Raw genomic sequence first — 21,067 nt, 5'->3', positions numbered from 1 at the left:
GGCGGGCCGCATCGACCTGGCGTCCACACTTTCCTGGCCGGGTAGTCCGTTCGGCCGATCCCCGCGTGCGCCGCAGGTCGTAGCCTCGGGAGGCGTGAACGAACGAGCCGGCGGACTGGACCGCGTCCACTCGGTGGGCGGCTGCCTGCTGCGGGTGGCCGTGTGGGGCTGCTCCGCGCTGGTGCTGCTCGCGTCCGTGCTCGCCGGGGGCCGCACGCCGCTGAACCTCGCGCTGTGCGGGGTGGCGGCGCTCGCGGTCGTCGGCGCGCTGGTCCGCCGGGACGTGCTGGCGTGGGCGGGCGGCGTCGCGGCGGTGTCGGGCGCGGCGACGGTCGCGGTGCTGACGCTGCGGCCGGTGCCCGCGAACCCGGCGGTGGCGCTGGAGATCGCCGGGCTGCTGGTCCTCGTGGTGCGGACCGTCCACAAGGCGCCGCGCGACCGGCTGGTCGTGCTGACGGCGCTGACGTCCGGCTCGGTCCTGCTGCTCGGGGCGCGGTTCGCGCGGCCGGTGCTGGTCGTCGTCACCGTGCCGCCGCTGGCCGTCCTCGTCGCCGTGGCGATCGGCGTCGGGTTCTACCTGCGCGCGCTGGACGAGCGGCGGGTCCGCGCGCTGGCCGCCGCGCGCCGCGACGAGCGCCTGGAGCTGGCCCGCGACCTGCACGACTTCGTCGCCCACCACGTCACCGGGATCGTCGTGCAGGCGCAGGCGGCGCGGTTCGCGGCCGGGTCGGGCGCCGCGCAGAGCCCCGAGCAGCTCGACGCGATGCTCGCGTCCATCGAGAAGGCGGGCGGCGAGGCGCTGACGTCGATGCGGCGGATGGTCGGGCTGCTGCGCGACGCGCGCGGCGGCGCGGCGGACCCGGCGGACGGCCTGCGCCCGGTCGGCGGCCTCGCGCAGGTCGCCGAGCTGGTCGGGGACTGGACGGAGCCGCCCGCGTCGCTGGCCGTCGCGCCCGACGTCGGGGAGCCGCCGCCCGAGGTCGCCACGACGCTGCACCGGATCGTGCAGGAGGCGCTGACCAACGTCCGCAAGCACGCCGCCGACGCCACGGCCGTGCGCGTGGAGATCCGGCGGCGCGGCGGCGACGTGGAGGTCGTCGTGACCGACGACGGCCAGGGCCGCGGCCGCCGCCTGCCGTCCGGCGGGTTCGGCCTGGCCGGACTGGACGAGCGGGTCGCCGCGCTCGGCGGGCGGCTGCGCGCGGGGCCGGGCCCGCGCGGCGGCTGGCGGGTGGCGGCCGTGCTGCCCGCCGCCCCGGCCCTGCGAGAATCGAGGGCGTGACCCTGCGCGTGCTCATCGCCGACGACCAGGAGATGGTCCGGGCCGGCTTCCGCATGATCATCGATTCGCAGCCGGACATGACGGTGGTGGGCGACGCGGAGGACGGCGTCCGCGCCGTCGAGCTGGCCCGCGCGCTGCGGCCCGACGTCTGCCTGTTCGACATCCGGATGCCGCGCATGGACGGCCTGGAGGCGACCCGGCTGCTGGCCGGGCCGGGCGTCGCGGACCCGCTGCGCGTCGTGATCGTCACGACGTTCGACATGGACGAGTACGTGTACGGCGCGCTGCGCGGCGGCGCGGCCGGGTTCCTGCTGAAGGACAGCGGCCCGGCGCTGCTCGTCGAGGCGGTGCGGGCGGCGGCGGAGGGCGCGGCGCTGGTCTCCCCGTCCATCACCGTCCGGCTGCTGGCGCGGCTGGCGGTGCCGCCCGCCGCGTCCCCGCCGGGCCGCGCCGCCCCGGCCGAGCGGCCGACCGAGCGCGAGCTGGACGTGGTGCGGCTCGTCGCGCGCGGCCGCACCAACGACGAGATCGCGGCGGAGCTGTTCGTGTCCCCGTCCACCGTGAAGACGCACCTGAGCAGCGTGCAGCGCAAGCTCGACGTGCGGAACCGCGTGGAGGTCGCCGCCTGGGCGTGGGAGACCGGTCTCGTGCGCGGGGGCGCGTAGCGGGTGGCACCGGAATCGCTGGCGGGACTGCCGTTCGCCGTCGTGGTCCTGTGGCTCCTCGCGGCGGCGGGCTGGGGCGGGGTCCTGGCCGGGCTGGTGCGCGGCCTGCCCGAGTCGGTGCGCGGACCGGCGGTGTTCGCGCACGTCCTGACGGCCCCGACCGCGGTGCTGCTGCCCGCGCTCGTGGGGTTCGGGTCGCTGTTCCTGACGGTCGGCCTGGCGGCGGCGTGGTGGTCGCTGCTGCTGACGACGGGCCTGCGGCCCCGGCGGCTCGTCGCGGCGGGCGGCTGGCCGCGGCTCGCGGCGTTCCTGCTGGTCGCGGCGGGCGGGGTGGCCGCCGGGACCGCGCTCGTCGGCTGACCTCTCCCGGCCCTGTGCGCGCTTGACCCGTTAATGCGGTCGATGTCCGGTCATCGGTACGTAGGATCGGGACAAGTACGAGCAAAGCGCCGGGGAGGTGGATCATGCCGTGTGCGCTGTGCGGCGACATCATCCCCAGGACCGTCGCCCGCTGCCCGCACTGCGGCGCGTGGGCGCGCCGCCGCGACTTCCGGGCCGTCGGCGTCGCGGTGTTCATGCTGCTCGGCTTCAACGCCTTCATCGCGCTCGGGTCGGGGATCAGCCTGCTGCGGGTCGGCCGCCCGCTGCGCACCGAGACGCACGACACCTACGACCCGGTCGGCACCGGGCGGGCGCTCGCGCCGTACGCGGACGTGTTCGCCGTCTGCGCCGTCCTCGCGGGCCTGACCGGGCTGCTGTACCTCGGCTGGCTGTGGCGGGCGCACCGGCAGTCGCCGGGCCCGCACCACCACCACCGCGCGTGGGTCGTGCTCGGCTGGGTCCTGCCCGTCGTGAACCTGTGGCTGCCGCCGCGCGTGGTGTACGACGTGTGGGTCAACAGCGGCCGCTACCGGACCGCCGAGCGGCAGGTCGCGGGCGTCGTCGTCGCGGGCTGGTGGACGTGCCTGCTGCTCGCGCTGCTGCTGGCCCGGCTGTTCGGCGCCGCGCACGCCGACACGCTCGCCGACGCGCGCTTCGACGTCCACCTCGGCGTCGCGGCGGCGGCGTGCCAGGCGCTCGCCGCCGCCCTCTGCATGGTGACGGTGTTCCACATCACGCGGCTGCAGGTCGTCCGCGACGACTGACCGCTCACGCCCAGACGCGGGTGAGCAGCCAGGAGCCCTCGGACGCCTCGTGCCGCAGCTCGTAGACGGCGGCGGACCGGCCGCGCACGGCCTCGACCCGCCAGTACTCCACCGGCCCGTCCGGCGTGCCCGCGTCGGCGCGGCCCGGCTCGGCCGCCTCCATGCGCCACCACTCGGGCGCGACGATCCAGTGCTCCAGCACCCGCAGCACCGCGAAGCGGCCGTCCGGCCCGGCGCCGGGCCGGCCGAACGCCGCCGGCACCCCGTCCGCCGCCTCGACCTCGATCCGGTCCGCGTACACGCGCGTCATCGGCTTCCCCCCGTCTCCCAGGTGCGTCCCGAGCGCCGCACGGGGGAAGTCATGCGGTTCTCGAACATGTGTTCGGTAGGAGTCTAGGGCGGCCGGAGACCGGACAGTACCTCGGGGTGCCGCGAAAACGTCAGGTCAGGCGGTGGGCGATGGCGTCGGCGGCGCGGTCGGCGTCCGCCACGTCGGCGATGCCGCCGCCCGTCCACAGATACGACCAGCCGGTCCCGGTGGGCATCGCGACGATCATCACCTGGTGCCCGGTGCGCGGACTGGAGACCGCCAGCACGGACTCCTCCGGCCCCGCCAGCCGCCAGTGCAGCCCGCGCGCGCCGACCGCGCGGGCGAGCAGCGCGAGATGGTGCCGGCGCACCTGCGCCGGGTCGTGGGCACGGGCTACGGACACCGTGATCAGCCGCCTCGGGGTGAAAGGGGTTCGCTGGGGCTCGGTCGGCTCGTTCCTTCCCGTGCGTCACGTCCGCGTCACGGAACAGATGGTCACGAGATGCTTACGCGCGCGGCCGACGAAGACGGGCCCGGACCGCTCGTGATAGACCCACTGGAAAAAGCGAGCCCCGCGCGAAGGAGCCCCCAGAGATGACCGCCGTCCCCGGTCCCGGCCTGCCCTCGCCGAAGGACGCCCGGACGGACCCGTCCCCGGCCGGACTGCGGGAGCGCAAGAAGCAGCGCACCCGGCTCGCCCTCATCGACGCCGCCCTCGACCTCTTCCTGCGCCAGGGCTACGAGGAGACGACGATCGACGAGATCGTCGCGGCCGTCGAGGTCTCCCAGCGGACGTTCTTCCGCTACTTCGCGACCAAGGAGGACGTCCTCACCGGCTTCTTCGCCGACTTCGACGAGGTGCTGATCCGCGCCGTCCGGGAGCGGCCCGCCGCCGAGCGGCCGTTCACCGCGCTCGCGGAGGCGACCCGGTCGATGCTGCGCTCGGTCGCCGACAGCGGCGCGGCCGGGGTCGCGCGGTTCCGCGGCGTCCGGCAGGTCATGGAGCGCAACCCGGTGCTGCTCGCCGCGCAGATGGCCCGGTTCCAGGCGGCCGAGGAGGCGCTGACCCGCGTCGTCGCCGAACGCGAGGGCGTCGACCCCGCCGAGGACCTGCGGCCCGAGCTGATCGTCGCGTTCCACGTCGCGACGATGCGGGTCGCGTTCGAGCGCTGCGCGCGGCTGGAGGTGTGGGACCCCGACGCCATCGCGCGCCGCATGACCGACTGCACGCGGGTCGCGCGCGAGGCCATGCGCGACTGGGCCTGACCGCGTTTTCCGATTCCTCCCGCCGGGAGCGGGACGGCTATGGTTTCCCCACACGCGCTCCCCGAGAGACCCCCTGGACCATCATGACCTCGTACGCAGGAGAGAACGACGCGCTCGCCGCCGGTGACCCGCGGGAACTCGGGCCCTACCGGCTGCTGTCGCGGCTCGGCCGGGGCGGCATGGGCACCGTCCTGCTCGGCGAGGACCCGGCGGGGCGGCGCGTCGCCGTCAAGGTGATCAACACCGAGCTGGCGGGCGAGGCGGCGTTCCGCGAGCGGTTCCGCCGCGAGGTCACCGCCGCGCGGCAGGTCCGGCGGTTCTGCACCGCCCCGGTCGTCGACGCGGAGCTGGAGCGCGACCCGCTGTACGTCGTCACCGAGTTCATCGACGGGCCCAGCCTGGAGCGCGCCGTCGCCGAGCGCGGGCCGCTGCCCGGCTCGGAGCTGGAGGGGGTGGCGGTCGGCGTCGCGACGGCGCTCGCGGCGATCCACGCGGCGGGGATCGTCCACCGCGACCTCAAGCCCGCGAACGTCCTGCTGTCCGCGACCGGGCCGCGCGTGATCGACTTCGGCATCGCGCGGGCGCTGGACGCCCCGGCGGGCGACGGACCGACCCGCACCGGGCAGTTCGTCGGCACCCCGAACTACCTGCCGCCCGAGCTGCTGCGCGGGGAGCCGGTGACGCCCGCGTCGGACGTGTTCTCCTGGGGCTGCGTCGTCGCGTACGCGGGCACCGGGCGCGCGCCGTTCGACGGCGGGTCGATCCCGGAGATCTTCTACAAGGTCGCGCACGAGGCGCCCGCGCTGGACGGGCTCGACCCGGACCTGCGGGACGTCGTGTCCGCCGCGCTGGACAAGGACCCGCGCCGCCGCCCCTCGGTGGAGGACCTGCTGAGCCGGCTCGTCGGCAACCCGCGGCCGAACCCGGCGCAGCTCGCGGAGACCGTGCAGGCGAGCTGGCACGGTCCCGGGCCCGCCGCGGACCCGACGGTTCCGGCGCGCGACCGGAACGTCCCGCCGACCGCGCAGCTCGGCGGCGCGCCGACGCAGCACGACCGGAGCATGCCGCCCGCCGCGCCGCCCGTGCCGCCGCGTCCGTCCGGCGGCGGTTCGGCGCGGCCGCTGGCGATCGGCGGCGCGGTCGTCGCGGCCGCGCTCGTCGCGGGCGTCGCGCTGTGGGCGGTGCTGTCGTCCGGCGGGCCGCCCGGCCACACCGCACCGGTGTTCAACGACGACTTCAGCCAGGACACCACCGGCTGGTACGGCAACGACTACGCGCCGCCGGGGCCCGACCAGGGGTACGAGAACGGCCACTACCGCGTCGACCTGCGCTCGTCCGACGACATCAACGTCACCGACTCGCCCGTCGACACCAAGAAGCGGACGCTGCCGACGCGCGCGCTCGTCACCGCGAACGTGCGGGTGACCGCCGGGCCGGACTACGGGCAGTTCGGGCTGTACTGCCGGGGCGACGACTCGTCGTCCCACGAGACGGGCTACCAGTTCCTCGTCCGCAAGGACGGCAAGGGCACGGTCATCCGCAAGGTCGCCCGCGACGGCGGCTCGAAGGAGCTGTACCGCTCCGGGGACGCGCCCGGCTACCGGCCCGGCGAGGAGAACACCGTCCAGATCGCCTGCGAGCAGAACGACGAGGGCACCGAGGTCAGGCTGCGGCTCTGGCTGAACGGCAAGCAGACCGGGTCGGTCACCGACAAGAGCGCCATCCTGCCGAACGCCAACGCGGGCCTCGCCCTGGCCCGCGTCAGCCAGTCGTCGGAGACGATGACGGCCCTCTTCGACGACTTCGAGATCGCCGAGATCGACTGACCCGCCGCGTCAGGCGCCGCGGCCGGTGCGGGAGAGGGCCGCGCGGCGGATCTTGCCGGTGGACGTGCGGGGCATCTCGGCCATGAACACCACCGAGCGCGGCACCTTGTGGGCGGGCAGGCCCGCGCGCGCGAAGCCGATCAGCTCGTCCTCGGTCGCGCGCGTCGGCGGGGCTCCGCCGTCCAGGACGACGAACGCGCGCAGGTCGCCGTCCGGGTCCGGGACGACCGCGACCTCCACCACCGCCGGGTGCCGCCCGAGCGCCCGCTCGACCTCGACCGGCGCGACGGGTTCGCCGAGCACCGTGACCTGGTCCCGCACGCGGCCGTGGTGGTGGACGAACCCGTCCGCGTCCACGTGGACGAGGTCGCCGGTGCGCAGCCAGCCGTCGCCGCCCAGCGCCTCCGCCGTCGCCTCCGGGCGGCCGAGATACTCGCGCGTCACCGCCGGGCCCCGGACGTGCAGGACGCCCGTCTCCCCCGGCCGCGCGACCCGGCCGTCCACCCGCACCTCGATCTCGTACGGGTCCAGCGCGACGCCGAGCGCGCCGCGCCGCCGCCGCGTCAGCGTGTTCGACACGAACGTGCAGCCCGCCTCGGTGCTGCCGAGGCCGTCCAGCACCGGGCAGCCGAACGCGTCCTCGATCCGCGCCGCCAGCGACGGCAGCAGCGGCTCCCCCGCCGACAGCGCCGCGCGCAGCGAGCCGAACGCGGCCGCGAGGTCCGGGCCGCCCTCCGCGACCAGCCGCGCGTACAGCGTCGGGACGGTGAACAGCAGCGACGGCCGGTGCCGCCGCGCCCGGTCCGCGACGCCCGCGACGGTCGGCGCGTCCGGCCACAGCACCGACGACGCGCCGAGGAACATCGGGAAGAACACCGTCGCGCCCAGCCCGAACGGGTAGCACGCCTTGGACAGGGACAGGACCACGTCGCCGGACGTCATCGCCAGCGCGCCCTCGGCCAGCGCCCGCACGAAGCACTCGGGGTCGCCGTGCCGGTGGACGACGCCCTTCGGCGCGCCCGTCGTCCCGGACGTGTACTGCACGTACGCGGGCGCGTCCGCGCCGACCGGCTCCGGCGGCGGGACGGACGCGGGCTCGTCCGCCAGGTCGTCCGCCGTCAGCATGTGCCGTCCCGCGAACCGCTCGAACAGCTCCGGCGCGCACACGACCGCGCGCGGATCGGCGTCCGACGCGACGAACCCGTGCTCGGCCGGGCTCTGCTCCGGGCCCGCCAGCACCGCGACCGCGCCGAGCCGCACCGTGCCGAGCAGCGCCGCGACGAACCCCGGCGAGTCGGGCAGCGCGACGAGCACCCGGCCGCCCGCCCGCACGCCCGCCGCCGACAGGATTCCGGCCGCGCGCGCCGCCGCGTCGTGGACCGCGCCGTGCGCGAGCGCGCCGTCCGGCGTGTGGAACAGCGGGCGGTCCCACCAGCCCCGGGTCCGCGCCCGCCGCGCGAGCACGTCCGCGAGATTTCCGTCCATGACGTGGCTCCTCCTGCTCGGGGACGAACAGGAGGCTACGCCGGGTATGCGCACCGACACGGGCGGTTCGCGAAAAAACCGGCCCGCCGGGGCGCGGTCTAGAAGACCTCCCAGCCCGTTTCCCGGCGGACCAGCAGGTCCCGCACCAGCAGCGTTCCCACGGGCACGTCGCGGCCGGGCGCGGCGTCGTCCTCGCCGCGCCCGTCGGACCAGACCTGCCCGACGGCCCAGCGCAGCTTCTCGATGCCGTCGGGGTGGCCCGTTCCGGAGGCGACGAGGACGTCGCGGGCGGGCACGGCGACGACGAGGTCGCCGTCGACGTCCTGCGCGAGCTTCTCCAGGAACCCGTCGTCGAGCAGCAGCGCCGCCTCCAGCCCGGCCCCGCCGAGGGTGACGGTGACGGCGCGGACGTCCGGATACCAGTCCAGGGACAGTTCCCGCCGCCGGTCGCGGAGGTTGGCGGTGGCGAGGGCCCGCAGGTCGCCCGCGGCGACGCCGAGCTCCTCGCAGTGGCGGGGGGCGACGTGCTCGTAGCGGCGGCGCGCGCCGCCGTCGTCGGGCAGTTCGAACGCGTAGGTGACGTACAGGTCCCCGGCGAACGGTTCCCGGACGGGCTCCTCGCCCGGCGGCAGCGGGAACTCCAGTTGGACCTCGGCGGGAACCCGCGCCTTCGGCAACGGGACCACGAGGTCGGTCCGCTGTTCGGTCCGCTCGGTCACGAGCTGCTCCTCCTGGGGACGGGGTTGCGCGGGTGGCTCACGATACCGGCAGGTCCCGCGCGGGCCCGGTCACGAACCGCCCGGCCCGCCCGGCGGGACGACCGGCAGCCCGGCGGGCGCGCCGTGCTCGACGAGCCGCAGCAGCGCGCCGGTGTCGAGGTGGTCGGCGACGAGGTCGCCCAGGACGTCGAGGGTCCGCTCGCGCAGGACGCGGAACGACACGTCGGGGGCCGGGACGAAGCGGCGGCCCGCGGCGGCGGCGACGTCCGCGAGGAACGCACGCCGGAAGCCGTCGTTCTCCAGCGCCCCGTGCCAGGTCGTGCCCCAGACGGCGCCGGCGCGGCAGCCGTCCAGGAACGGGTCGCCGCCGTCCGCGCGGACGGTCCCGTGGTGGATCTCGTACGCGTCGACCGGCTGCCCGTACGCTTCGCCGCGCGGGCGAGCGAGCGTCTTGTCCGGCGCGAACACGACGTCGGCGGGCAGCAGGCCGAGGCCGGGGACGTCGCCCGCGCCGGATTCCACGTCGTCGCGGATCGTGCGGGCGAGCATCTGGTAGCCGCCGCAGATCCCGAGGACGGGCCGCCCGGCGCGCGCCCGCGCGACGACGGCGTCCGCCAGCCCGCGTTCGCGCAGCCACGCGAGGTCGGGCACGGTCGCGCGGCTGCCGGGCAGGACGACCAGGTCGGCGTCCGCAAGGTCGCCGGGGCTCGCCGCGTACCGGACGGCGACGCCCGGTTCGCACAGCAGCGCGTCCAGGTCGGTGAAGTTGGAGACGCGCGGGAACCGGACGACGGCGACGCGCAGCGTCTCGTCCCCGTGCGGGGCGCGGGCGTCGGGCCGGGGCGCGTCGAGCGCGAGCGTGTCCTCCGAGTCGAGGTACAGGCCGAGCCGCCACGGCAGGACGCCCAGCACGGGCCTACCGGTGAGCGCGGTGAGCTGGTCCAGGCCGGGGGCGAGCAGTTCGGGCGCGCCACGGAACTTGTTGATGACGAACCCGGCGATGAGCGCCTGATCAGCCGGTTCGAGCAGCGCGACCGTCCCGTACAGGGACGCGAACACTCCGCCCCGGTCGATGTCCCCGACGACGACCACCGGCAGATCAGCGGAACGCGCCAACCCCATGTTGACGATGTCGCCCGCGCGCAGGTTGATCTCGGCGGGACTGCCCGCGCCCTCGCAGACCACGACGTCGTACGCCTCCCGCAACTCCGCGAGGCTCTCGGCGACGACGCCGCGCAGCCGCTCCTTGACGGCCCCGTACCCGAGCGCGTCCACCTCCGCCAGCGGACGGCCGCGCACGACGACCTGGCTGCGCCGGTCGCTGCCCGGCTTGAGCAGCACCGGGTTCATCGCGGCGGTCGCCTCGATCCCGGCGGCCTGCGCCTGCATGTACTGGGCGCGGCCGATCTCCGCGCCGTCCGCGGTGACCATCGAGTTCAGCGACATGTTCTGCGCCTTGAACGGCGCGACGCGGACGCCCTGGCGCGCCAGCCAGCGGCAGACGCCCGCGGTGACGACGCTCTTGCCCGCGTCGGAGGTGGTCCCGGCGACGAGCAGCGCGCCCTTCACGTCCTTCTCCCCTGCGCGACGGCGGCCGCCAGGACGGCCGCCGCGAGGGTGACCGTCCGCGACAGCCTCACGGCGCGGCGGACGTCCCGGACGCGCGGCGCCGGCCCGTCGCCCAGGACGGGCCGGTCCTCGGCGCGCCCGTGGTAGACGTTCGCGCCGCCGAGCGCGACGCCGAGCGCGCCCGCGAACGCCGCCTCGCAGCGGCCCGCGTTCGGGCTCGGATGCCGCGCGCCGTCGCGGCGCAGGACGCGCCACGCGTCCGTGCCCGGCGCGCACGCGGCGGTGAGCAGGCCGGTGACGCGCGCCGGAACCCAGTTGACGAGGTCGTCGAACCGCGCCGACGCCCAGCCGAAGTTCGCGTACCGGGCGTCGCGGTAGCCGACCATCGCGTCCAACGTGTTCGCGGCCCGGTACGCCAGCAGGCCGGGGACGCCCGCGACCGCGCCCCACAGCAGCGGCGCGATGGCCGCGTCCGAGGTGTTCTCCGCGACGGACTCGACGGTGGCGCGCGCCAGCTCGTCCGCGCCCAGGCCCGCCGGGTCGCGGGCGCACAGGTGGCCGAGCCGGGCGCGGGCCGCGTCGAGGTCGCCGCGCTCCAGCCGGTCCGCCATGATCACGCCCTCCCGGCCGAGGGACGTGCCGCCGAGGACGGCCCACGTCGCGGCCGCCGTCACCGCGACCGTCGCCGCGTCGCCGCGCGCCGCCCGCTGCGCCGCCCAGCCCGCCGCCGCCGCGCCGCCCACGAGGACGGCCGTGAACACGACGCCGTTCACCCGCGCGTCCGCGTAGACCCGCCGCTCCAGCCCGCGCGCCGCCCGCCCGAACGCCGCCACGGGATGGCCCCGCCGGGGATCGCCGAACGCCGCGTCCAACGCGACGCCCGCCAGCAGCCCCACCGCCCGAGGAGAGACGCGCATCGCCGCATCCCACCCCAAAATCGTCCCCACCACGGAGATAGACGATAAGACCTGCCGCCCACCGCCCCGACCGCCGGAAACAGGTGTGGAGCCGGAAGACGCCCGGCCCTACACTGTGACCCGGTGCCCACCGGGCGCCGGAGCGCCCGTAGCTCAGTTGGACAGAGCACCGGTCTTCTAAACCGACGGTCGCGGGTTCGAATCCTGCCGGGCGCGCGTCTCCCACCTCACCAACATGCCGCCTGACCAGTGCGAACGCCGGTCAGGCGGCTTGCTGCATGTGCGGTTGCATGCGGCGCCATGCGGCCGGATGCGGCGGCCCGTTCCCCATGCGTTCCCACGGGAACGGGCCGCCGGCCGCTCAGTCGTCGCCGAGAGCGTCGGTGATCCTGCGCTTGGCCGCTTCGTCCTGTCCGACGATGCACTTGGCGTAGACGCGCAGGAGCACTTCGACACTGTGACCGGCCCACTCGGCGACCTGGGGCGCCTGAACGCCCGCGTTGAGCCACGTGGACACGCACGCGTGACGGAGGTCGTAGGGTCGCCGGGCGAGCGGGGACGCCGCTTCCGCCTCGGTGAGCGCGTCCGTACGGGCTTTGCGCCAGGCACGGCGGTAGGTGATCGCGGGCAGCTCGCCGCCACGAACGCCGTAGAACAGCCGTCCGTCCGGACCGTCGCCGAACTCCGCGAGATGCCAACGGAGAATCCGCGTCAGCGCGGGAGCGCAGGGCACCGTACGGGATTGGCCGTCCGCCCTGTGCTTAAGTGCCCGTTCTTCGTAAGGGTCGCCGTCATCGGTCCACGCGGCGCCGACGTATGGCCGGGCCTTATGAAGCACGATCTCGCCCCAAGCGTCAGCGGACTCGCTCTCTTCTCCCGTTTCGTCCGCGCCGAGAGCCGGCAAGGCGATGTCGGCCTTGCGAAGGTTCAGGGCTTCTTCCGGCCGAAGGGCGGCGTAGTAGATGAGCGCGAAGAACGCGACCAAGCGCGGACCGCTCGGTTCCTGCTTCTTCACCGCGTCGAGCAGGGCACGCGCTTGGGCGTGGTTCACGACGCTGCGCCGGTCCACCTCGTTCGTGTCCGGCGCAGCGATCCATTTCAGGTCACGGATCGGATTGTGCGGGAGATATCCCTTTTCCACCGCGAAATCCATGGCGTTGGCCAGCAACATCCGGTGTCTCCGCGCAGTCGTGGCCGCAGCTCTCTTGCCGTCCAGCCGGGACGTTCCGGCGATCAGCAGCGCACGAGCCACCGTCGCATCGGTGAGAGCGCTCACCGGCGTCGTGTTTTCGTTCAGCCAGCGCAGCACCCGCGCGGCGTCGTCGGGCGCGGTCTCGCGGTTCTTGGTATTGAAGCCCCAACGATAGGTGGAGACCCTGATCTCCTTGTCGTCGGGCTTTCCTCGGCCGTCCGGAACCATTGCCGGTGTCGCGGCGGTGAGAGCGCGCGCGATGTCCTGGCGGTACTTGCCGGCGGCGGTCTTCCACTTCATGTCGACGTACTCGCACGCGAACGCGTACCAGCTCACGTCCTCCTTGGCGGCGCGGCCCCAGGAAACCGGCTCACCGGTCGAGAGGCTGAACGCCTCGCCTTGGCGGGCGGCGGTCACGAGGGAGCTGCGGAACGCGTCTGCTTGCGCCGACCTCTTGAACGACCGCTTCCATACCTCGGCGTCGGTGCGCCAGGCGACGCGGTAGGAAGTGACAGCGCCGGCCTTGTTCCGGCGCTCCTCGATCGCGAACACGCGAACGTTGTAGGTCGTGTTCTTCATCAGGCGGCTTCCTCGCGCGTGTCCAACCAGCGTTCGAACTCGGCGCGACGGACACGCAGAGCACCGTTGGGCAGCTTGATGCAGCGCGGGCCGGTGCCCTTGGCACGCCACTCGTAGAAAGTGCGGGAAGCGATACCGAGGTCTTTGCAGATCTGGGCGACGGTGAGCTTGTCGTCTCGACGGAACGGTTCTGGCATTGCTGTCACCTCGTCTTGCTGATCGGTCAGGGCATGAACCGGCGGCGTGCTTGGTGGCTTGAGCGCCGGTGTGTTCGTGGCGAAGGTCGAGGGGAAGCCGTCCCAGCCGTCCCAGCCTCGTTTTCGCAGGTCACCCCTGGGACGGCTTGGCGGGGTGGGACGGCTTGAGCCGTCCCAGGGCTGACGGGTGGGACGGCTCAAGCCGTCCCACGGCTGCGGGCCGTCCCAGGGGTGACCTGGGGTTATGAACCTGGGACGGCTGGGACGACCTACCCCCCTTCGCCGGTAAGGGGCAGAGGCGTCACGGTGGCGGGCGCGAGCTTGTCCGGAGCGCTGTCGGGGATGCAGTAGCGCCCCCAGGCGTCGAGGAAGTCGGCGCGCAGGTAGCCCTTGGCCTGTCCGCCGGGAAAGCGGATGTTGCCGGACCGGATGTCGTATTCGCGCAGCAATGCACCGAGCCGCATGGCGGTCAGGCCGGCGTGACCGTAGGTCGCCCAGGGCGCTTCCGGATCGGCTTTGAGCCGTTCCAGCAAGGTCGCGGTAGGAAGGGCATTGTCATGGCCGAATGCGGTCCGGCAGTCGGTGAGGAGCCGCAGCCGTGGTGACATCTGATCTCCGTCGCTGGCCTCGGCGGTAAGAGTGAGAACGGCGTGGCGGGCACGGTCGGGCCAGTGGCCCCCCGCATGGTCGGCGACGATGACGAGCGGTTCCCAGGTGTCGGCGGCGCGGTCCTCGACGGGCATGGGCGGCTCGGCGCGCTCAAGGATCGGCAGATCGACGCGCAGCCAATCGGCGAGGTCGTCGGCGAGCTGACGCAAGGCGGGACGGTCGCGACGGTGCCGGAACGGCTGCACAGTTTCACCGGGACCGCGCCGGCGCATGCGGACGATGACGGCACGGTCTTCGATCGTGTCGGGCATGGCGCCGATGCCGGCGAGCGCGGCCATGGCGAAGGTGGGGATGGATTCCACGCGGCCGGTGTTGGCGTCGTACCGCTTGGCGGGCCGGTTGCGCTGGTGACCGGCGTTGAGCAGTCCGCGCAAGTCTTCGTTGCCCTCCGCTTTGGGGCCGAAGATGGTGTCTGCCTCGTCCACCAACATGGTGGGCGGGTCTTCCGTGATCGAGCGGTAGACGGCGGCCGACGAGCTGTTGACCGTGATGAACGGGTCGTGGCACGTCGCTTCGATCACGTCGAGCAGCCGGGACTTCCCGCACCGCTTTTCCGGCGCCCGGATGACAAGCCGGGGCGCGTGCGCCCATGCGGGCTGTGCGTGCGTCGCAGCGATCCACAGCGCCACGGCATCGGCGGCGGCCGGGGTCGGAAGGATCACGTATCGCGTGAGCGCGGTGACGAGCGCGTCGAGCAGATCGGCGCCGTCGAGCCGTCCGGGTACGGGGTTCATGCGGCGTTCTCCCGTCGTGCGATGGTGCGGGGGTTGCGGGCGCCGGCAGTGAGTCCGGCCGTGATGGTGGCGCGCGCTTCGGCCGGGGTGAAGGCGTCGCGTCCGGTCGAGAAGTGGACGCTGGCGGCGTCCCACAGAACGCTTCTCGCGGTCGGCTCCGGCAGCGCACCAGAGCCGACCAACCTGCCGAGGTTGTACGCGGCCTTGTTGACCGCCCAGTTGCGTCCGCCCGGCTGCGCGTCGGTGATGCGCTCGGCCTCCCCCTTGAGTGCCTGGCGGGCGTAGGCGTCCAAGTCCGCAACGGTGGCACCGAGGTCGGCACCCAAGGAGGGGGCAGGCACGGCGGCGTTCACGAGAAGCCTCGTGAGCCACGTGGGAAGAGGCGCGGGAAGGATGTTGTGCGTGACGGTGTAAGAGCCGGCACCGTCCGGAAGCGAGACGAAGCTTCCAGGCGCAACGACGTACCCGCCATGCGCGCGGGTGTCGATGAGCCATCCCAGGCCGGTGCGATGGCGTCCGGAGGTATTGCGCAGCCGGACGCCAGGCGGTGCGGCGAAGTACAGATGAAGCCCGCCACGCCGGGTTCTGACGGTGAAGGTCTCGCAGGGGAACGACTCACCGTGCCGTTCAGCGAGTACCGCGAGAACGTCGGCTCCGTCCCGAACGCCCGGCTGCATCCACTCACGCGGCGGGTCCTGTCCGGGCTTGGGCGTATCGAGGTCGATGACGACGAGCCCGGACGGGCCGCACGCGATGCCCACGTTGAACCGGTCGCGTGCCCAGAACGCGCGGATGCGGTCGGGATCGGTGGTGGCGTTGGTTTCCCAGTTGGTGAAGCCGGACAGCGGTCGCTTGCCGCACGGGGTGAGCGGGAAGACGTGCCATCCCCTCGCGGCACAGGCGAGAGCGGCGACGCCCGGGTGTGCGGAACGCACGGTCGTCGGCGAGGTCCCGGTGGTCTCACGCGTGTCCAGCAATCGTGGGCCGTTTCGGGTCACGGACGGGACGGGCGGCGAGTTCTCCGTCATGATGGGGATGCCTCTTCTCAGGGTCTCGGTGAGGTCTTCGGGTCTCGTTGGGATCCGTGATCGGTTGGGGCGGGGCGGTCCGGCGGCGTGCTTGGTGGCTTGTGCGCCGGACCGCCCGTTGTGCGCCTAGGCCGCTCGCGGAGCAGTGGCGCCAGCGAGCTTGCTGGTCTGTTCAGCGGTGATGAGCCCTTGTTTGGCCCAGGTGTCGAAGAGGTCGGTCTGTCCGGGCGTGGGAGCAGGACAGGATGAGCACAGGCGGCCAGCGACGCTGCCCGGCTTGATGGTCGCTCCGGCCGGCTTCTGGCCCCATCGGCAGTTCTTGATGCCGAGGTCTGCGGCCTGCTTTTCCAGCGACCGGATGCGGTAGGCGGTGTTCGGGTACCAAGCCTCGATCTCGTCCAATTCGCCAGGCTTGGCGTAGGCGCCGCACAGGCATTCGCCGGACATGTGCAGAAGGTCGGCGACCTCGTTGCATGGGAGGCCGTAGCGGCGGCGGTACTCATGCATCTGGGCATTGGTGAAATGCACGATTGGCGAACACCACACGATGCCGCCTTGGGGATCGATCTCGGCGGCGTTTCGGAACCGGCGCTGAGACTCGTCCCAACGCATCCCAGCCAGGTAGAGCACCTTGCGGGACCTTCCGGCAGAGCCGAGGATGGCGGCCCGATTTCGCTGCAACGGCTCGTCCTTGAGACGGCGATACATCACCCGATGCCCCGCCGGGCCAGGAAACCCCATCCAGACCTGACGGCGGCCGGCGTTCGGGCCGGTGCGCGCGATCACGCGCCCCAGCACCAAGGCGTCGTAGGAGTCACGTGGGTGCAGTTCCCTCAGTGGCAGCCCCCACCCAGCGGCCGTGTCTCGGACGTATTGCCGGGTCTGCTCTATTCCAATCCCGGTGTTGACATGCACGATCGCATCGTGCTCGGAAGAGTCCAGGTAGGGGCGCACCAGATGCGCCAAGACCGTGGAGTCGTTTCCACCTGACATGAGCGCCTGACGCGCCACAATCGGGAAGCGGTCCAAGGCTTCACCGATGATCTCGTGAGCCCGTGCGATTGCCTCATCCAGCGTTCGCGCAGGCGGCGGCGCGTCAGCCTTCTCGGGGTGCCCGCCTACGGTGTCGGGCATCCCTGGCAGCATCCCCAGGTCGGTGCTGCGACGTCCCATCTCCGATACCTCGTCTCTGGTTGATACGTCGTTCCGTTGGGGTGATCGGTCGGTCGAAGCGGTCCGGCGGCGTGCTTGGTGGCTTGTGTGTCGGACCGTCCGTTTGTGTTTGTGGGTGGGTCAGCGGTGGCGGCGGGTGTGCCCGCTGACGTCTTTCAGGTAGGTCCAGAGGCGGCGGCCAGTGCGGAGCTGCGCACCGCGTCCGGCGCAGTGGTTGCAGTAGCGCCAGGCGCGCCCGGACGGGGAGCGGAAGCGTCCGGCGCCGTCGCATTTGCGGCAGGACCGATACGGCCAGATGACGCAGTGGACGATGTAGCCGACTGCGGTGACGGTGATGAGCAGGAACCAGACGCCGGGACCGGCGACGGTGCCGCTAGCGGCGATGAGCGAGGGGTTCAAGGTGGCCTCCCAGGCCGAATCCGGAGTTCCCGCAGGTCGAGGGTCTAGGCGCTAGATCACTGGTCAGCGGGCAGATGGGTGTCTAGAGGGGCCTCTAGGTCTAGAGGGGGCGGCCTCTAGACCTAGAGGCGTTCGGCGGGCTACTCGGTGCCGCGTCGGAGGTTCGCCAGGGCGTTGACGACGTGCTCGCGGTGGACGCCCTTGAGGTTCCGGCCGCGCCCGGTTTCGTCCTGTCCCCAAACCTGCGGGGTGGAGATGCCGTAGGGCTTGAGAGCGTTGGCGAGCTGGCGAGCCTTGCCGGTCGGGTCGAGGTCGGCCCACGCGCCGTAGGTCGCGGGACGAAGCTCGGCGAGCCGGTCAACGAGGGTCTGAGAGTGCTGCTTGTCCTCGCCGGGGGCGAACACTGCGGTGAGGTCGTCCAGCAGGTTGACGCCGTCGTCGGCAGGTGAGGCGTCCTCGCCGGCGGCGTAGCCGGTGAGGGTTCCCGCGTGCTTGCGGGCGGCGCGGGCGCGGTCGGCGATGCGGTCGGCGGCGGGGCCGTCGATGTAGAAGCCCCGGACGATCTGCGGGACGTCGCTCTCTCCGCCGAGGTAGCCGATGCCGCGATCCTGCTTGGTGAACGTCGTCGCCCGGATGCCGTTCTGGTACATCGAGGTGCCCAGGATCATGTCGTTCTCCATCTGGCCCATGACCCGAAGGCAGAACCGCAGTCCCACGTTGGCGCTGATCCCGGTGGGCAGGGACGTCTTGTCGGGGCGCTGCGTGGCCAGCAGCAGGATCACGCCGAGCGCGCGACCGCGCTTGATGATGGCGGTGGCCAGCTCTCCCGCTTCCTTGCCGTAGTCGGGGTGGGAGAACAGTTCCTGGCACTCATCGACCACGAACACCAGCGGGAACAGTCCGAGGGACTTTTTCGCCGAGAGCTGCGGCGTGACCTTGTTCTCCGGACGCACGTCCTTGGGCAGTCGGGCGAGGGTCTTGGCGCGCTTCTCAAGGTCGGTGTGGACCTCCTTGAGCGAGGCGAGGCAGTCGCCGATGGTGGCGTCGTCGGGGCCGGACCCGTAGTGGTGGGCGTACTTCTCGGCGAAGTCCAGGTCACCGGTGCCCTTGAGTTCGAACACCCGGCACTGCGCGAGCGGGTCGAGACCGGCGGCCAGAAGGGCAGGCTTGATCGCGAACGTCTTCCCCGCGCCCGGCATCGCGCCAATCAGCATGTTGGCGTACATCAGGGTGAGGGTGACGACGCGTCCCCGCTGGTCGGTACCGAACGGGATGGCTTTGAACAGGTCGGCGGCGGCGCCGGTCTTGGCCAGCGGCCACGCGGGCGGCTTGACTTGGTTCATGTCCTGGTCGCCGACCCACAGCACCAAGCGGCCGGCGTGCTGGTCGTGCGCGGGTTCGGGCCAGACGCACCCAAGGGGGCGGCGCAGCCCCGACGCGAGCCGGTCGCGGCGCTCCATGATGTCGGTGGCGGTCACCCCGTAGGGAAGATCGACCTCGGCGCGCCAACCGGGACCGTCGCGCGTGATGGGGGCAGGGAAGGTGATCCCGACACCACCCTTTCCGACCGCCTTGTTGATCTCGGCGATTCCGAGCGCGGCCAGAGCGCGCACGACGATCTCGCTCGTGAGCTTGGGTGCCTTGGTCGAGACGACGGCGGTGTCCAGGATGCGCTTGTCGCCGGGCGTGCCGATCCAGCCGAGCAGGAACACCAGCGCGGCCATGACGGCGGTCTGGGTGACGCCTCCGGCGGCGGTCACGGCGGCGGCGCCGAGTCCGGTACTGGCGATGCCCGCGCCGGTCACGAGCAGCCGGGCGCGCACGCGGTCGTTCCGCTCGGCCATGAGCTTGAGGTAGTCGTCGGTGTTCTTGCGGTCTACCGCGTGGGTACGCAGCGGCCGGCCGTCGAGGTCGAACGTCCAACGGGCGGTACCGGACACGACGCGGTAAAGGCCGCGCGGCGACCGCAGCGCCAAGCGCATCGAGTAGAGCGGGATGCGCGCGGCGTGGTAACCGGTGACGTGTCCGGCGTATCCGACCGCCCATCGGACGGTGGCGCGGGCTTCGTCACGGTCGCGCAGCCATGGCGCGATGATCGGGCGACGCTGCGCACGCTCGGCTTCCATCCGCCGTGCCCGCACGTCCGGCCGGTGGCGGGTGTCGGGGCCGTCCACCAGCACCCGGCCTTCCAACGGGTCGTCACCCTCGGCCACGCCGTCCGGGCCGGGCTCGGTGGGCGGCGACGGCACAACCGGCGGGGGCGGCGGGAATGCGGGTACCGCGTCCGGCACGGCGTCGGCGGGAGGGACGGGCAGGCGGATGACCTCGCCCATGGTGTTGTCGGTGGTCATCACTCGGTCCCTTCCTGCGTGGTCGTGGCGTTGGCGGTCTCGGTGGTGATGCGGTTGCGCAGCCGACTACCGGTGCGTTCGGAGACCTTGAGACGGCGGCCAAGTTCGGCGCCGGTCATGGTCGGGTCGTCGGCCAGCAGTGCGCGCGCCTTGGCGGTCAACCGGTCGGGCTTGGTGGCGCGCTTCCTGGCGGACTTGGCGGAGGTGCGGGTGACGGTCACAGTGCCGGGCCGGTTGTCGGACTTCGCCGGGCGCTCGGTGTCCGCCATCGCGCTCACAGACTTGTCCGATCCGGTGCCCGATCCCTGTCCGCCAGTCGAGGCGGTCAGAGCGAGCGGCGCGTCGGCGGGTGCAGCCATCACGGTCTCGCGCTCGGCGGCGACGGCGGCGAGTTCGCCGAGCCGGTACAGAGCGCGCACGCGGCGGGGCGCCTTCCATCGCCAGGCGAGCGCACCGTAGGTGTCCTGTAGATCGGTGCGGACCAGCAGACGGGACCGCTCGCGGTTGAGCGCGTCGGGGTAAGAACGTGTCTCCCACAGCACCATCCGGCGCCAGAGTTTGAGGGTGGGCCAGGGTGCCAGCACCCAACGTGAGGCGCGGATGCCATCCATGCGGGTGCCGGACTCGATGCCGGCGCGGACTCGGATGACGTGGGCGGCGACTTCGACGGCGATGACCCACAGGCCGGGAAGGATCGCGTGCGCGACCATTCCGAACGCGGTGTGCTCGGCGTTGACGTTCAGCCAAACGGTCGCGGCCGTCAGCGACCACGGGATGAAGCGCAGCCACCGGACGCGCATGTCCAGGCGGGCCAGCACGATGTCGAGCGCGGCGAAGATTCCGATGCCCAGGTCGATCCCGAGAGGGACCGTCCAGGCCAGCGGGCCGAACGAGGGTTCGGCGGCCTTCGCGACGGCGGCGAAACTGTTGACGAACCCCAGGACGCCGAGCACTCCCACGAGCGCGGCGACCGTGACGACGGCGGTGAACTCGTTGCCGGTCAGGCGCCGAACGGCCGGCGTGGTCCCCTCCCCGGACGTGCCGAACGAGGGCGGCGGGGTGTCGTTGAGACGCGTGATCGGTCGGGTCGGGTCGGGGGTCTCGGCGGCGTGCGGGTTGGTGGCCTGTGCGCCGAGGAACGGAAAGGCTGTCGTGTCGGGTTGAGCGGTCATGCTGCGATGTCCTCCCAGTCGGCGCAGTCCAGGCAGAGGCCCAGACGGCGGGACAGGACGTAGCCGGCATCGCGTCCGCAGTCAGGGCAGACGCGGCGGGCCTTGAGTGCCTTGGCCAGCGCGGCACGCTGGCGTTCGGTCGGGACGCGCTTGGGCAGCGCCAGGCGCACGTCGTAGAGGTAGGCGACGCGCACCCCACCGGGCGCGCTGTAGCGACGCGAGCGCCAGAGCACTTGAGCAACCGGCGACTGTCCGCCGGGCCGCTTACCGCGGGCCGCAAGCTGGCGAACCGTCAGCAAGTGCGCGGGCGCCATGCGCCAGGGGTAGGTCGGTATGCCGTAGCGGGCGCCGGTCGGGTCGTAGAACAGGGCGGAGCTGCGGCGACCCAT

General features: G+C 72.9%; 21 protein-coding genes and 1 tRNA gene. 7 read left to right on the top strand and 15 right to left on the bottom strand.

The window, feature by feature from the left end:
- The first annotated feature begins 94 nt into the window (after positions 1-94).
- The 4 genes from G339_RS0106295 to G339_RS0106280 all read left to right on the top strand — a co-directional run bounded on the left by G339_RS0106295 (position 95) and on the right by G339_RS0106280 (position 3,092).
- Entirely contained in the window at positions 95-1,282 is a 1,188-nt protein-coding gene (locus G339_RS0106295) for a sensor histidine kinase (RefSeq protein ID WP_157407373.1), read from the top strand.
- Positions 1,279-1,947, top strand: coding sequence for a response regulator (locus G339_RS0106290; protein WP_019630226.1), 669 nt, complete (start codon positions 1,279-1,281; stop codon positions 1,945-1,947). Before G339_RS0106295 ends, G339_RS0106290 begins: the two co-directional genes overlap by 4 nt.
- Before the next feature lie 3 nt (positions 1,948-1,950).
- Positions 1,951-2,307 carry a hypothetical protein gene (locus G339_RS0106285; RefSeq protein ID WP_019630225.1) on the top strand — a complete coding sequence of 119 codons (357 nt, stop codon included), beginning with the start codon at positions 1,951-1,953 and terminating at the stop codon, positions 2,305-2,307.
- A gap of 104 nt (positions 2,308-2,411) precedes the next feature.
- Complete coding sequence (locus tag G339_RS0106280) at positions 2,412-3,092, top strand: DUF4328 domain-containing protein (RefSeq protein ID WP_033322343.1); 681 nt, start codon at positions 2,412-2,414, stop codon at positions 3,090-3,092.
- 4 nt (positions 3,093-3,096) lie between these two features.
- Here the strand turns inward: G339_RS0106280 and G339_RS0106275 are convergent, their stop codons facing one another.
- Together G339_RS0106275 and G339_RS0106270 are read right to left on the bottom strand one after the other, a co-directional pair.
- A complete protein-coding gene (locus G339_RS0106275) occupies positions 3,097-3,402 on the bottom strand; it encodes a DUF6504 family protein (RefSeq protein ID WP_019630224.1) in 306 nt (101 codons plus the stop codon).
- Between the two features lie 130 nt (positions 3,403-3,532).
- Positions 3,533-3,805 (bottom strand): hypothetical protein, encoded by a 273-nt coding sequence (locus G339_RS0106270; RefSeq protein ID WP_026341195.1) that lies wholly within the window; start codon positions 3,803-3,805, stop codon positions 3,533-3,535.
- A gap of 191 nt (positions 3,806-3,996) precedes the next feature.
- On the opposite strand from G339_RS0106270, the gene G339_RS32780 reads away from it, so the two are divergent.
- Both G339_RS32780 and G339_RS0106260 read left to right on the top strand, forming a co-directional pair.
- The gene (locus G339_RS32780; RefSeq protein WP_019630222.1) at positions 3,997-4,668 is read left to right on the top strand and encodes a TetR family transcriptional regulator; all 672 of its coding nucleotides are present in this window, start codon (positions 3,997-3,999) and stop codon (positions 4,666-4,668) included.
- 83 nt (positions 4,669-4,751) lie between these two features.
- A complete protein-coding gene (locus tag G339_RS0106260) occupies positions 4,752-6,494 on the top strand; it encodes a serine/threonine-protein kinase (protein WP_033322341.1) in 1,743 nt (580 codons plus the stop codon).
- A gap of 9 nt (positions 6,495-6,503) precedes the next feature.
- Here G339_RS0106260 and G339_RS0106255 read toward each other — a convergent pair whose 3' ends face one another.
- The 4 genes from G339_RS0106255 to G339_RS0106240 all read right to left on the bottom strand — a co-directional run bounded on the left by G339_RS0106255 (position 6,504) and on the right by G339_RS0106240 (position 11,184).
- On the bottom strand, positions 6,504-7,979 hold the full coding sequence (locus tag G339_RS0106255; RefSeq protein WP_019630221.1) for an AMP-binding protein: 1,476 nt from the start codon (positions 7,977-7,979) through the stop codon (positions 6,504-6,506).
- 98 nt (positions 7,980-8,077) lie between these two features.
- Positions 8,078-8,698: a DUF1444 family protein gene (locus tag G339_RS0106250; protein WP_019630220.1), complete on the bottom strand. Its 621-nt coding sequence runs from the start codon at positions 8,696-8,698 to the stop codon at positions 8,078-8,080.
- 69 nt (positions 8,699-8,767) lie between these two features.
- On the bottom strand, positions 8,768-10,267 hold the full coding sequence (locus G339_RS0106245; protein WP_019630219.1) for a cobyric acid synthase: 1,500 nt from the start codon (positions 10,265-10,267) through the stop codon (positions 8,768-8,770).
- Positions 10,264-11,184 (bottom strand): cobalamin biosynthesis protein, encoded by a 921-nt coding sequence (locus G339_RS0106240; protein WP_026341193.1) that lies wholly within the window; start codon positions 11,182-11,184, stop codon positions 10,264-10,266. The genes G339_RS0106245 and G339_RS0106240 overlap by 4 nt, the downstream gene beginning before the upstream one ends.
- A gap of 142 nt (positions 11,185-11,326) precedes the next feature.
- On the opposite strand from G339_RS0106240, the gene G339_RS0106235 reads away from it, so the two are divergent.
- A tRNA-Arg gene (locus tag G339_RS0106235) sits at positions 11,327-11,400 on the top strand.
- Between the two features lie 145 nt (positions 11,401-11,545).
- Here the strand turns inward: G339_RS0106235 and G339_RS40265 are convergent.
- The 9 genes from G339_RS40265 to G339_RS0106190 all read right to left on the bottom strand — a co-directional run bounded on the left by G339_RS40265 (position 11,546) and on the right by G339_RS0106190 (position 21,067).
- Entirely contained in the window at positions 11,546-12,955 is a 1,410-nt protein-coding gene (locus G339_RS40265) for a tyrosine-type recombinase/integrase (protein WP_019630217.1), read from the bottom strand.
- Positions 12,955-13,152 carry a helix-turn-helix transcriptional regulator gene (locus G339_RS0106225; RefSeq protein WP_019630216.1) on the bottom strand — a complete coding sequence of 66 codons (198 nt, stop codon included), beginning with the start codon at positions 13,150-13,152 and terminating at the stop codon, positions 12,955-12,957. The genes G339_RS40265 and G339_RS0106225 overlap by 1 nt, the downstream gene beginning before the upstream one ends.
- Before the next feature lie 269 nt (positions 13,153-13,421).
- A complete protein-coding gene (locus tag G339_RS0106220; RefSeq protein ID WP_019630215.1) occupies positions 13,422-14,555 on the bottom strand; it encodes a DUF3631 domain-containing protein in 1,134 nt (377 codons plus the stop codon).
- Positions 14,552-15,583 (bottom strand): bifunctional DNA primase/polymerase, encoded by a 1,032-nt coding sequence (locus tag G339_RS0106215; RefSeq protein WP_019630214.1) that lies wholly within the window; start codon positions 15,581-15,583, stop codon positions 14,552-14,554. Before G339_RS0106215 ends, G339_RS0106220 begins: the two co-directional genes overlap by 4 nt.
- Positions 15,584-15,709: 126 nt before the next feature.
- Complete coding sequence (locus tag G339_RS36480; protein WP_169514711.1) at positions 15,710-16,717, bottom strand: phosphoadenosine phosphosulfate reductase family protein; 1,008 nt, start codon at positions 16,715-16,717, stop codon at positions 15,710-15,712.
- 159 nt (positions 16,718-16,876) lie between these two features.
- Positions 16,877-17,155, bottom strand: a complete 279-nt coding sequence (locus G339_RS0106205; protein ID WP_019630212.1) for a hypothetical protein — start codon at positions 17,153-17,155, stop codon at positions 16,877-16,879.
- A gap of 140 nt (positions 17,156-17,295) precedes the next feature.
- The gene (locus G339_RS0106200) at positions 17,296-19,506 is read right to left on the bottom strand and encodes a DUF3631 domain-containing protein (RefSeq protein ID WP_019630211.1); all 2,211 of its coding nucleotides are present in this window, start codon (positions 19,504-19,506) and stop codon (positions 17,296-17,298) included.
- On the bottom strand, positions 19,506-20,678 hold the full coding sequence (locus tag G339_RS32770) for a DUF2637 domain-containing protein (protein WP_019630210.1): 1,173 nt from the start codon (positions 20,676-20,678) through the stop codon (positions 19,506-19,508). The genes G339_RS0106200 and G339_RS32770 overlap by 1 nt, the downstream gene beginning before the upstream one ends.
- Positions 20,675-21,067: an RRQRL motif-containing zinc-binding protein gene (locus tag G339_RS0106190; RefSeq protein WP_033322338.1), complete on the bottom strand. Its 393-nt coding sequence runs from the start codon at positions 21,065-21,067 to the stop codon at positions 20,675-20,677. Before G339_RS0106190 ends, G339_RS32770 begins: the two co-directional genes overlap by 4 nt.

This window comes from Actinomadura atramentaria DSM 43919 (assembly GCF_000381885.1).
Taxonomy (GTDB): domain Bacteria; phylum Actinomycetota; class Actinomycetes; order Streptosporangiales; family Streptosporangiaceae; genus Spirillospora; species Spirillospora atramentaria.
Note: the sequence above shows the minus strand (reverse complement) of the source record. Positions and strands in the feature narration are given on the sequence as shown.